Origin of the sequence: Chitinophaga sp. (assembly GCF_017745275.1) — a bacterium.
Taxonomy (GTDB): domain Bacteria; phylum Bacteroidota; class Bacteroidia; order Chitinophagales; family Chitinophagaceae; genus Chitinophaga.
Genome location: NZ_JAGHZS010000001.1, coordinates 178,044 through 190,713, shown reverse-complemented (window position 1 = coordinate 190,713; position 12,670 = coordinate 178,044). Strand labels below are relative to the sequence as shown.

Sequence of the window (12,670 nt, the reverse complement as noted above, 5' to 3'; positions counted from 1 at the left end):
TGATTGTTTTATAAAAGATGAGGGAAGATGGAAGTGGTTATCCACATCTATCTTCCCTCATCTTTTATAAAATAATCAGTCTAATCCTGGATAAAACAAATTTCGAGTTGCTCATATAGCTTTAGAAAGCGCCGGTATTTCCGTTGATATCCTTCCAACTTCTGCTGATCCGGCTTGAATACCTTATCTGTTGCCACTTTGCTATTATCCGGCTCCGGCCATCCCAGTGTGCGGGCGGCGAGTATAATAGCGCCCAGGGCAGAAGCATCACTTTCCTGCTGCAGGTACATCTCCTGCCCAAAAATGTCTGCCATCAACTGAATCCAGCCCGGAGAACTGGTAAAGCCGCCGCTCACTGATATTTTACGCACCGGCCCTGCTGTTTCTGACAAAGCGGTTTTAATGCTGTACAAGGCAAAGCAAATTCCCTCCAACACCGCACGGGTAAAATGCGCAGCCGTATGTTGGGGTTGTATGCCAATGAAGGCCGCGCTGGCATGGCTGTTCCATATGGGCGCACGTTCCCCCAGCAGGTAGGGCAAACACAACAGCGGCCCGATATCAACAGTTAACGCTTCATTCACCAGTTCATTCAAATCACCGAGTGGCCTTTGCAGAAAATCCCGCAGCAGCCATTGTAATACCACGCCGCCGTTGTTGGTGGCGCCGCCGGTAATATATATATCGTCCGTGAGCAAATAGGTAAAAAGACGGGCCTGTGCATCTGTGAGGGGCTGTTGCACTGCCATCCTTACTGCGCCACTGGTGCCGATGGTAAGGGTAGCATGACCTGCATCCATCGCCCCACTGCCTAGTTGGGCCAGGCAGCCATCGCTGCCCCCGATTACAAAAGGCGTATCACCCGGAATGCCTAGTTCCTGGGCCATATCGGCCGTTAGTCCCCTGATAATATGACCAGCAGGTACCGGAAGCGGCAACCGTTCCGCTGTAATCCCCGCTGCTGCCAATGCCGGCGCACTCCATTGCAGCGTATGAATATCGAATAAGCCGGTCGCAGAAGCAATAGAATGGTCTGTTATATAATTTCGGAAGAAGTGATAAAAAACATATTCCTTGATGCCCACAAATACTGCCCCTTGCGAAAACACCGCCGGCTCCTGCTCCCGCAGCCACATAATTTTGCATAATGGCGACATAGCATGGATAGGTGTCCCTGTTTGCCGGTATATCAACTGCCCTTCGGGGGTATTGCGCAAGGCCAGTGCCTGGGGCTCACTCCTGTTGTCGGCCCAGATGATGAGCGGTGTTAATGGCGTTCCGGCTGCGTTTACAGCCATCAGGCTATGCATGGCGCTACTGAAGGAAATAGCGGCGGGTGGCGCCCCAACTTTTGCCACTACCGCACGGATACCGGCTTTCACCGCATCAAGGATCGCGGAGGGGTCCTGTTCGCTATATCCGGGCCGTGGATGTTGGGTGGTATAGGCCTGCTGAAAAACAGCTAAAATTTCCCCGTTCATTCCTTGCACAATCGATTTTGTACTGCTGGTGCCGATATCTACACCAATAATATACGATGTATGATCATTCATATAAAAAACCTTCCTTTTTCCGCATTTAATTTATAGATTTAAAACCGGTGTTTCTTCTAAAAAGTCTAAAAATATCCACGCAAATGGCTTTCGAAATCAAAAAACAGGGTAAGGTTTATGACGTTTGTATTGTTGGTTCCGGTGCCGGCGGCGGCATGGCAGCAAAGATGTTGTCTGACGCAGGGCTGAAAGTGGCCTTACTGGAAGCAGGTCCAAAGTACGATCCGGCTGATCCCGAGCAGGCCACTCAATTAAAATGGTCGTATGAATCGCCCAGGAGAGGCGCAAGTACTACCCGTCCATTCGGCGATTTTGACGCCGCCTATGGCGGATGGGAAATTAACGGTGAACCATATACGAAAAAGAATGGAACAGAGTTCGATTGGTTCCGCTCCCGCATGTTAGGCGGCCGAACCAATCACTGGGGACGCATTTCACTGCGCTTTGGCCCCCGCGACTTTAAACATAAAAGCTATGACGGCCTCGGCGACGACTGGCCTATCAGCTACGAAGAGGTAGCTCCCTACTACGACCGCGTTGATAAAATGATCGGCGTATTCGGCTCCAAAGAAAACATGCCCAACGAACCGGATGGCTTCTTCCTCCCTCCTCCCAAACCCAGGCTTCATGAACTGATGATAAAAAAAGCGGGCGACCGTTTAGGCATCCCCGTTATCCCGGCGCGACTGTCGATCCTCACCCGTTCTGTAAATAAAGACCGCAGCCCATGCTTCTATTGCAGCCAGTGTAATCGCGGCTGTACCGTGTATGGCGACTTTTCCGCGTCTTCTGTGCTGGTGAAACCTGCCATGAAAAGCGGCCATGTGGATCTGTATACCAACGCCATGGTACGGGAAGTAATGACAGACAACAGCGGCAAAGCCACTGGTGTAGCCTATATCGATAAAACAGATATGCAGGAATATTCTGTGAATGCCCGCGTAGTGGTATTAGCAGCCAGCGCCTGCGAATCTGCCCGGTTGCTGCTCAACTCCAAATCCGCCAAACACCCGAACGGACTGGCCAATTCCAGCGGCATTGTAGGTAAATACCTGCATGACTCTACCGGTTCATCCCGTGGCGCCTTTTTGCCACAACTGATGGATCGTAAACGCTATAACGAAGACGGCGTAGGCGGTATGCACCTCTATATCCCATGGTGGGCCGACAACAAAAAGCTCGACTTCGCACGTGGCTACCACATTGAATTTGGTGGAGGTATGCACATGCCTTCCTACGGCTACGGATTTAACATGGAGCGCATGAATGGAAAATATCCCGGACGCGACGGCCAAACGAAAGCTGCCGGCGGCTACGGCGCCTCGCTGAAAGACGACTACCGTCGCTTTTATGGCGCCCAGATCGGCTTTGCCGGAAGAGGTGAATGTATTGCACGGGAAGATAACTACTGCGAGATCGATCCAAACGTAGTAGATAAGTTCGGTATCCCGGTACTCCGTTTCAACTACACCTGGAGTGATCATGAAATCAAACAGGCCAAACACATGCAGGATACCTTTGAACAGATCATTCATGAAATGGGAGGTATTGCCAACGGCACCAAACCCGGCGCAGACACCAAATACGGACTGGAAAACCCCGGGCGTATCATTCATGAAGTAGGTACCACCCGTATGGGCGATGACCCCAACAAATCTGTGTTGAATAAATTCAACCAGGCACACGAAGTAAAAAATCTTTTCGTGGTAGATGGTGGCGCATTTGTATCACAGGCAGATAAAAATCCGACCTGGACCATACTGGCGCTCTCTATGCGGGCATCAGAATATATTGTAGACCAATTGAAAAAACAGAATCTCTAATCATTTAAGTTTTTTTCATGGATAGAAGAGAATCACTTCGGGCCATTGCACTGGGTACGTTATCTGTAGGTACTATCTTGTCCGCCACTGGTTGTGAGGATAAAAAGAGTACCGAAGGCAAAAAAGATGAAGTTGCCAAAACGCCCGGCTATGGCCGCACACCAGACGAAGTCAAACGGGATAAAGCCTTGATGGAAGACAATTTCTTCACCCCGGAAGAAATGAAAACCATCACTATTCTGGCGGATATTATTATTCCGGCAGACGAGCATTCGGGCAGTGCTTCCGATGCCAAAGTACCTGAATTCATCGCTTTCATTGTAAAAGATATGCCCGAGCATCAGCTACCGATGCGTGGTGGCTTGCGCTGGCTGGATGTACAATGTGCCAAACGATACAATAAATCATTTGCAGAATGTAGTGAGCAACAACGGATAGAAATCGTTGACCTGATTGCCTACCCCGAAAAAGCAAGCCCGGAAAACAGCCAGGGTGTTGCCTTTTTTAACCGGATGCGTAATCTTACGGCCACAGGATTTTTTACCAGTAAGATAGGTATGAAAGACCTGAACTATGTTGGTAATACACCCAATGAATGGGATGGTGTACCAGCAGACGTGCTGAAGCAATATGGTTATGCCTATGATGAAAAAACATTGGCTACCTGCCTTAAAATTGAAGACAGGGGTAAGCTGATGACCTGGGACTAACGATCAAAATTGCTATTTCATAACTTAAATCCAGAAAACTTCACATCAATGATTCCAGAAAAAAAGAATGAGGGGGAAAACAATGTCTCCCGCAGATCATTCCTGAGAAACGGCGCGCTTGCCGCTGCCGGTTTCATGATAGTTCCACGTCATGTATTAGGCCGGGGCTATGTAGCGCCCAGCGATCGCCTGCGTGTAGCAGGTATCGGTGTTGGCGGTAAAGGCTTCAGCGATATATCCGAATTTGCTAAAGGTCCGGCTGACATTACTTTCCTCTGTGATGTTGATACTCGTCGCGCCGCCGAAGCAGTAAGGAAATTCCCTAAAGCGAAGTTTTACACCGACTTCCGGGAAATGTTTGACAAGGAACACAAAAATTTCGATGCGGTATCCGTATCCACGCCAGATCACACACACGCGGTGGCTGCCATGGGTGCTATGCAGTTAAAGAAAGATGTATACGTTCAGAAGCCGTTAACACACGACATCTACGAAGCCCGTATGTTGACACAAGGCGCCAACAAATACCAGGTGGTAAGCCAGATGGGTAACCAGGGCTCTTCCGGTGATGGCGTTCGTCAACTGATGGAATGGTACAATGCCGGTTTAATTGGCGATGTACACACCGTTTATTGCTGGACAGATCGACCGGTATGGCCGCAGGGCGTTCCCTGGCCTACTACTCGCCAGGATGTTCCTAAAGAACTGAACTGGGACCTGTGGTTAGGTACCGCGCCTAAAAAAGATTACGTAGATAACCTGGTGCCCTTCAACTGGCGTGGCTGGTGGGATTACGGCACCGGCGCTATCGGCGACATGGGCTGTCATATCATTGAACCTCCATTCCGTGTGCTGGGCCTCGGCTACCCTACTTCGGTAGAATGTAGCGTAGGTAGTGTATATGTTGGAGAATTTAATCGTGGCTACTTCCCTGAAAGCTGCCCTCCTTCTTCCCATGTGATCATGAAATTCCCTGGTAAAAATGGTAAGGAAGTAACCCTGCACTGGATGGATGGCGGTATTCAGCCGGAACGTCCGGAAGAACTGGGACCTAACGAAGTAATGGGCGACGGTGGCAATGGCGCCATCTTCATCGGTGATAAAGGAAAGATGATGTGCGGTACTTATGGTATGTATCCTAAACTGTTACCTACTACCCGCACCGACAGCGTTCCACAAACTATTGCACGTGTACCGGAAGGACACTACGTACAGTGGGTAAATGCCGCTATTGCCGGTTACGGCAGCAAGCAGCAAAAAGCATTGAGCTCTCCATTCGACATTGCAGGACCACTCACAGAAAGTATCCTGATGGCGAACCTGGCGATACGTAGCTTTGATATCCGTAAGGCCAAAGCCAATGGTAAAGGATTTGATTATCCTGGCCGCTATATCAAACTGCTTTGGGATGGTGCTAATATGAAGATTACCAACTTCGATGAAGCTAACCAGTTCGTGAAACGTACTTACCGCGATGGTTGGTCACTCGGCGTTTAACTTTTATTGAAGTACAGCAAAAATAAAAATGCAGCGGAAGAGCTCTCCGCTGCATTTTTATTTTATATCATCCTATTATTAATAATCCTGTTGTTGTAGCAGGTTGGCGTTCTTCCTGATTTCGCTGGCAGGAATCGGCAACAGGTAGTTTTTCTGTCTGTTAAACGCGCGTGCCTGTATATCGATCACGCGGTAGGTAAATGGATGTCCTGCTATTTGCGATCCTAATACCTCGATGCCTTTCGCATCTTCATTAAAAGCTACTGGTGCTACATCATACCAGCGGCGGGCATCGAAAAAGCGGTGTTCTTCAAATGCCAGCTCATACCGCCGCTCATATTTCAATGCTGCTTTCAAAGCATCTCCGGTAGCATTAATTAATGGCATACCAGCCCTGGCCCTGATCTGGTTTAGTACCCGTTGTCCTTCTGCCTCCTGACCCAGCCAGATACAGGCTTCTGCATAATTCAGCAATATTTCTGCGTAACGGAAAAAGATCCAGTTCTGATCTCCCCGGAAAAACTGTGCATCCAGGTTCTTATCCATAAACTTACGGAGGTAATAACCGGAGAAAGTACCGTTCCAGTTTTCAATGGTACTGTTGCGGGTATCCAGCCCCCAAACACTGTCTTTTCCGTTGATAGCCTCGTATTTCCCGGTTTGTATAATTCCGATCGGATCTATTTTTGCTCCATCCGCGGGACGTGGTTTCCACTTTGCTCCGTCATATAGTATGGTAGCATAAAAGCGTGGATCACGGCCTTTATACGGCGCTTTCGCCTGCTCTGCATTAGCCCAGGAAAAATTGCTGCCATCTCTCATTTGATAGCCCGACACAAAATTTTCTATCGGCACATTGCCGCCCCAGTTATGATAACCATTAGGCCCATTATACAGGTCGTGCGAAGTCCCTAACAATGCTTTGTCGTACTGCTTTACAAAGATCAACTCCGGGTTATCTTTATCAAGAAAAACACGGGAGTAATTTTCGGCTGCAGAATCAGTAGGTGCGTAGAGGCTATACAGATGCTGTCCATTTAAATTCATGACAGAATCTGCGGCGTCTTTTGCGGCTTTTAATAACGCGGTTTGTTGTCCTGTCCCCGTGTACCCCATCAACTCATTAGGGGCATGTCCATTAAACAAATCGCTGCCGGCAAACAGCAGTATCCTTGATTTCAACGCGAAGGCCGCAGCTTTTGTAAGCCTGCCTTTACTGGCCGGTGCCTCATATTTCAAAGGCAGTTGCTGTGCAGCGCTGTCACATTCTGCAGTAATAAAGTCAATACAGGCCTTGAATGTAGCCCGCTTAATATTCAGGATCTCCTGTTCATTTCCTTTGATGCTGAATGTTTTGGTAATCAAGGGCACACCTCCGTAAAATCTCACCAGCATGTGGTAGTACCAGGCACGCATAAAATGTACCTCTCCTTTCATTCTTGTGCGTTGGCTCTCATCCGTAAAAGGTACCGCGTCTACTTTTTCCAGGAACATATTACAGTTCCTTATCTCTTTATAATGTGCATCCCATCTGGCAAATTCATCTAATCTGCCTATATCATCCGCAGAGGCATTGCCCTGTACCACGCGGGAGGTGTTATAGTCGTGGATAAAGCGGCTTTCATCTGACATGGAAGAAAGCATTACTTCATTAAATCCGGGGCGCATTTGTACATACAGGTCATTTACAAATGCCTGCACCAGGCCGGCATCTTTCCATACGTCAGATTCCTCGTATTCATTGAGCGGCTTCTTTTCCAGGAAGTCTTTATTACAACTGGTGGCAGCTGTAAATAACAGTACAGCGGCCGCTATATATTTAATCGTTACTTTTTTCATGACGCATTAATTAAAAGGTTACGTTTAATCCCACGTTGTAAATCTTGGTTTGTGGGTAGTACTGGCCGCTTCCACTGGGTGCTTCCGGATCAAAGATTTTCACTTTGTCGATGGTTAGCAGGTTCTGTCCACTTACATATACCCGCAGGTTTTGCAATCCAATACGTTTGCAAACTTTACCGGGAATGTTATATCCCAGGTCCAGGGTTTTTAAACGTGCATAATCTGTATTCCAGTACCAGAAAGTATTTTGGCGATTTACCCAGTACTCACGGTCACGGTCATACGCTCTTGGCCAGGAGGCATTAGGATTATCTTCTGTCCAACGATCTTTTACAAAAGCCATAGGGAAGTTGCCGATCAACCCGGATTCTGTACGCAGGTATTGGCTGGCACCGGTAGCCCCTTGCCACAACATCGTAAAGTCAAAGTTTTTGAATTTCGCCGTGAGGGTTAAACCAAAGATCCAGGTAGGATTTTCGGTACGATCCAGCCTTACCCGGTCCAGGTCATCAATCACATTGTCTTTGTCGTTGATGTTGGCGAAAATTACGTCACCAGGTCTTGCTCCACTCAGGTGAGGTGTATTTTTAACCTGGTCTGCATCCTTATAAATACCGATGGCTTTATAATACAGGGGCGCTCCAATTTGCTTACCTGTAGACTGTTGCCAGGCGGGTACTCCAGGCGTTTCATCCCAGAACAGGATCTTGTTTTTAGCGTGTGTGACAGTACCGATTACCTCATAATGGAATTTTTTGATATCATTTTTATGTGAGATGACCATCTCGAATCCTTTGTTTTCTACCCGGCCAATGTTCTCCTGTGGCAAAGTCATACCGGTATAGCCGGGCATGGATAAGCTGCGGCTAACAAGGATATTGGAACGACGGGTTAAGAAATAATCTCCTTCAAAGGCCAGCTTATCTCCCAGTATTTTGGCTTCCACACCTACGTCGTAGTTGTTGGCCACTTCCCAGGTAATAGCGCTGTTGGGAGAACGCAACTGGTAAATACCTTTATTCAGATCGCCACCAAACATCACCCCACCGCCGCTAAAGCCGTAGGTACTGAGATATTGGAAAGGATCAATCTGGTCGTTACCCATTTGCCCCCAGGAAGCGCGGAGTTTAAAGTAGTCGAGTGTGCGGATGCTTTTCTTCCAGAATCCTTCATTTGACAAAACCCAGCCTGCAGACGCGCCAGGGAACAAGCCCATACGTCTGCCTTCAGGGAAATTCTGAGAGCCGTCGTAGCGCATGTTGTAATCAAACAGGTAGGTTTCCTTATAGTTATAGGAGATACGGCCAAAGTAATTGCGGCGGGCATATTCAAATCCACTGCCACTGTTACTCTTTTCTTTATCGGCGCCTAAACTCAGCTGATCCAATTTATCACTGATGAAATATTTACGATTCGCGGAAAAGTTGTCATTCTTCAGTGTAGCCTGCTCAAACGCAATAAAGCTGCTCAAATTATGCTTGCCAAAAGAACGTACATAATTCAATTTGAAGTTCACTGTAGTTTGACGTAACGTACCATATTGCTCGGAGAGTTCTGGTGCGCTTACACCCCTGGAAGCTGCATTCAGCTTATGCGTAGGATCATTCACATCTGCCAGGGTGTATAAGGTCCATGGCTTAATAAATGATTTATAGAAGTCGAAATTCTGGTCATAAGCAAAGCTTCCATCTACAAACAATCCTTCTACCCAAGGAATATTTACTACGGCCGACATGTTGGTATTGATCACATAATTTTTATCATTCGTGTAACCAATAGCGTTAGTTCCGGTTACTACGGGGTTGTCGCCATACTCAATATCCGGACCGGGTAAGCCATTGGGCCAGATCGCGTTTTCAGTAGGGCGTCCACGCATCAGTGAGCGGAAGATAGAACCGGCGCTGCGTGGAGGGAAGTTCCTGTTTTCGAGGCGCCCTGCCAGGTCGAACCGTAAGCGGATATAATCATTAACTACCGCATCGAGGTTGGCTCTTACATTTTGTTGTTTGTAGTTGGTAGCGCTGTGTTTGTAGATCCCGTCCTGGAATAGTGAGCCAAGGGAAACGTAGTACGACATTTTATCCGTACCGCCACTGAGTGATAAATCATGCCTGTTTTGCAGTGAATATTTCTTGATAGCGGCATCGTACCAGTTGGTGTTGGGATAGAGCCAGGGATCAGATCCATCGCCAAATTTCTTGATTTGTTCATCTGAATATTTGGGTGCATCGCCGCCATACTTTAGAATTTCGTTCACCACCTTTGCATAAGTAGGTGCATCTGCCATTTTAGGCAGCCTGGTAGGTGTTACAAATGATTGGTTAAAGCCATAGCTCAGTGTAGGTTTACCGCCCTTACCACGTTTGGTGGTAACGAGAATAACGCCGTTGGCTGCGCGGGAACCGTAAATGGCTGCAGCCGCATCTTTCAGGATGGATACGCTTTCGATGTCGTTAGGGTTCATTCGCTCAAAACCATCTCTTGGAAAACCATCGATTACTACGAGCGGATTACTGTTACCCAACGTACTTCTACCGCGAATAAAAATACGGGAGCCGTCGTAACCGGGCTCGCCACTGTTATTCACCGCAATAATGCCGGGGATACGCCCTACCAGTGAGTTAGAGATATTCACATTGGGAGATTGCTGTAACTCCGCCCCTTTTACAGAGGATACGGCGCCGGTTTTGGTTACTTTCTTCTGTGTACCATAACCTACTACCACATACTCATCCAGGGTTTTCTGGTTTTCTTTCAACACCAGGTTAATACTGTTTTTTCCTTCTACTTTAACTTCCTGTGCATCAAAACCAATGTACTGGAATACGAGAACCGCATCCTTTTTGACATCGTTCAGTGTATAGTTTCCTTTCTCGTCCGTGGTGGCGCCTTTCTTCGTGTCTTTCACCAACACGGTAACGCCTGGCAACGGGTTGCCATTGATATCTTTCACCTTACCCTTTACGGTGAGGTTGCCTTGCTGCCATACGCTGGGTATGGGCATACGTGCGTTAACGGCACGGGTAGTGGTTGCTAAAAGGCATAGCAATAGCATTGCCTTAGCATAACGTGGATTCATGCTACAAGTGATTTAGAGTGATGAAATGCAGGTTGCTACTTAGTTCTTATACAACTAAATGGTAAAGCATACATGTGTGGTTTTGTTAGTCAAATTTTGGTTTACTACGATGGTTTTTCTTGCCCCTAAAGGCAATTGGCTACAAATAAAACGGTGTTGTTTTGTTTAATGCTGCGATGGTTTTCCCGCCACTGAAGGCAATCGCGTAACAAGTGATTTTTGTTTTTTTGTTTAAGTGATATTCAAATTTTGGTTTACTACGGGTTTTACTTACTGCTACAAGGATACTCGCGTCACAAGTGAAAAATATTGTTTGCGTACAACGTGGATTATTATTCCGACAAATGGGTAATCATCAGTATGTAAGTTATTGCTAAATGCTTTAATTATTTTCTAAAAATAAATGTACTTTTTACAATTGTTCAAAAATTTCCGGGCGTTAATTAATAAACCGAACCCATTTATAGGATCTCCCGCATGAGAAAGTAACTTTTTTGTCCGCCATCCGTTTAGGTATACGTATGAAAAAGAAGGCTTTATCGTTACCCGTCTCTGATAAATCCCTCCTTTTGCTGTAAATAATATTTTTTTTGCCGTTTATGGGTGAACAATTGCTGTAGTAAAGGCTGTAGCACTAAAACAAGGAACCGGGACGGGAAAAGATTCCTATTTATCAACTTTTCAAATATTCAGACTTCTATGTTCAAGAAAAAGTTATGCTTGGTTATTCTTCCAGTAAGCATATTGATGGCCTGTAACAAGAGCACCACAAATTTTAATTCCCCAGATCCTAATGGTAATAATACGGTACAATCCCCTATCCCGGATAAGAAAGTAAGTAGCGCTGTCCAGGGTATCATACTGGATGAAACCAATAAACCGGTAGCCGGCGCTACTGTAAAATGCGGGGAGCTCACTGCTACCACCGATGCCAATGGCAGTTTCCTGTTTGCCAAAGTGAATGCCAACGAGGTAGCAGCTGTAGTTACGGCGCAAAAAACAGGTTATTTCACTGGCGTTCGCACCTTTCGTATAGCCACTCCCGATAAATTACAGTTTGTTCGTATACAGTTATTACCGAAAAAATCAGTAGGTGTTTTTGATGCTGCCACCGGCGGCACTATCACCATTTCCAATACCCAGTTCACCTTTGTAGCCCAACAAGTGCTGGGAGCGGATAATAAGCCCTATGCCGGCAAGGTATCTTTGTTTTATGCACCTATTAACCCGGAGCGGGCTGATTATGCAGACATTATGCCCGGCGATCTGCGTGCTATCAATAAAAACAATTCGCTCACTGCTATCCAGTCATTCGGTATGATGGCGCTGGAACTCCAGAGTGAAAGTGGTGAAAAGCTGCACTTGGACACCAGCAAATCTGTTTCCTTTAAACTGCCGATTCCTGCCACGCTTAAAAGCATAGCACCAGATGCTGTTCCACTCTGGCATTTTGAAGACAGCTCCCGCGTATGGCGTGAAGATGGCAGCGCTACCAAAACAGGTGATAGCTATACCGGCACCTTAAAATATTTTACCACCTGGACACCGGCATTGTCATTTAACACGGTGAACTTCCGCGTAACCCTGCAGGATGCCAACGGCACCCCGTTGCCGAATGTATCGCTCAGTTTCAAAGGCGGCATCGGACATCCATCTTTCGGATATACCAATGAAAACGGGGTATTTGCCGGTCATATTTCAAAAAATGAGACGCTTACCCTGATGGTATCCAACGGATGTAATACCCTTATCGAGTCCCGTATTATTGGTCCCTTCCAGGATAGCACCAACCTGGGTGTAGTAAGATTAAACCCGCTAACGGAACGTTATCTGCACTTTAGTGGTGTAGTGACCAACTGCAGCAAAGCTCCCGTTAAAAATGGTGCAGTATTTATCACCATAGATGGTGTGGAATATCGTAGTCCGATAACCGAAGGCAAATATGCTATTGGCATTATCCGTTGCAATACCGATAACACTACCGCCCACTTCAAGGCAATAGATACGGATACCAACAAATCAGTACCCAGTGATATGACGGTAACGCCTAAAGACTATATCAAAGATTTATTGGCTTGCGATTTAACTTCCGCCGAATAATCAGGCACAACTAATTAAAAGCCATTAGCATGATTTGCTAATGGCTTTTTTTGCATAAATTTATAC

7 protein-coding genes are annotated in these 12,670 nt (G+C 46.7%); 4 read left to right on the top strand and 3 right to left on the bottom strand.

Features of this window, described 5'->3' with window-relative positions:
• Positions 1 to 80 precede the first annotated feature (80 nt).
• Complete coding sequence (locus J7623_RS00850) at positions 81 to 1,553, bottom strand: gluconokinase (RefSeq protein WP_291916109.1); 1,473 nt, start codon at positions 1,551 to 1,553, stop codon at positions 81 to 83.
• A gap of 83 nt (positions 1,554 to 1,636) precedes the next feature.
• Here J7623_RS00850 and J7623_RS00845 point away from each other — a divergent pair, with 83 nt between their 5' ends.
• Genes J7623_RS00845 through J7623_RS00835 form a run of 3 tightly spaced genes read left to right on the top strand, consistent with a single transcriptional unit; the run spans position 1,637 to position 5,583 of the window.
• Positions 1,637 to 3,376: a GMC family oxidoreductase gene (locus J7623_RS00845; protein ID WP_291916107.1), complete on the top strand. Its 1,740-nt coding sequence runs from the start codon at positions 1,637 to 1,639 to the stop codon at positions 3,374 to 3,376.
• A 17-nt stretch (positions 3,377 to 3,393) separates the two neighbouring features.
• Positions 3,394 to 4,086 (top strand): gluconate 2-dehydrogenase subunit 3 family protein, encoded by a 693-nt coding sequence (locus J7623_RS00840; protein WP_291916104.1) that lies wholly within the window; start codon positions 3,394 to 3,396, stop codon positions 4,084 to 4,086.
• Positions 4,087 to 4,134: 48 nt separating this feature from the next.
• Entirely contained in the window at positions 4,135 to 5,583 is a 1,449-nt protein-coding gene (locus tag J7623_RS00835) for a Gfo/Idh/MocA family oxidoreductase (RefSeq protein WP_291916102.1), read from the top strand.
• A 78-nt stretch (positions 5,584 to 5,661) separates the two neighbouring features.
• On the opposite strand, the gene J7623_RS00830 is transcribed toward J7623_RS00835, so the two are convergent.
• The gene (locus J7623_RS00830) at positions 5,662 to 7,422 is read right to left on the bottom strand and encodes a RagB/SusD family nutrient uptake outer membrane protein (RefSeq protein WP_291916099.1); all 1,761 of its coding nucleotides are present in this window, start codon (positions 7,420 to 7,422) and stop codon (positions 5,662 to 5,664) included.
• 10 nt (positions 7,423 to 7,432) lie between these two features.
• Positions 7,433 to 10,504, bottom strand: coding sequence for a TonB-dependent receptor (locus tag J7623_RS00825; protein ID WP_291916097.1), 3,072 nt, complete (start codon positions 10,502 to 10,504; stop codon positions 7,433 to 7,435).
• Between the two features lie 720 nt (positions 10,505 to 11,224).
• Between J7623_RS00825 and J7623_RS00820 the strand changes: the two genes are divergently transcribed.
• Complete coding sequence (locus tag J7623_RS00820; protein ID WP_291916095.1) at positions 11,225 to 12,604, top strand: carboxypeptidase-like regulatory domain-containing protein; 1,380 nt, start codon at positions 11,225 to 11,227, stop codon at positions 12,602 to 12,604.
• Positions 12,605 to 12,670 lie beyond the last annotated feature (66 nt).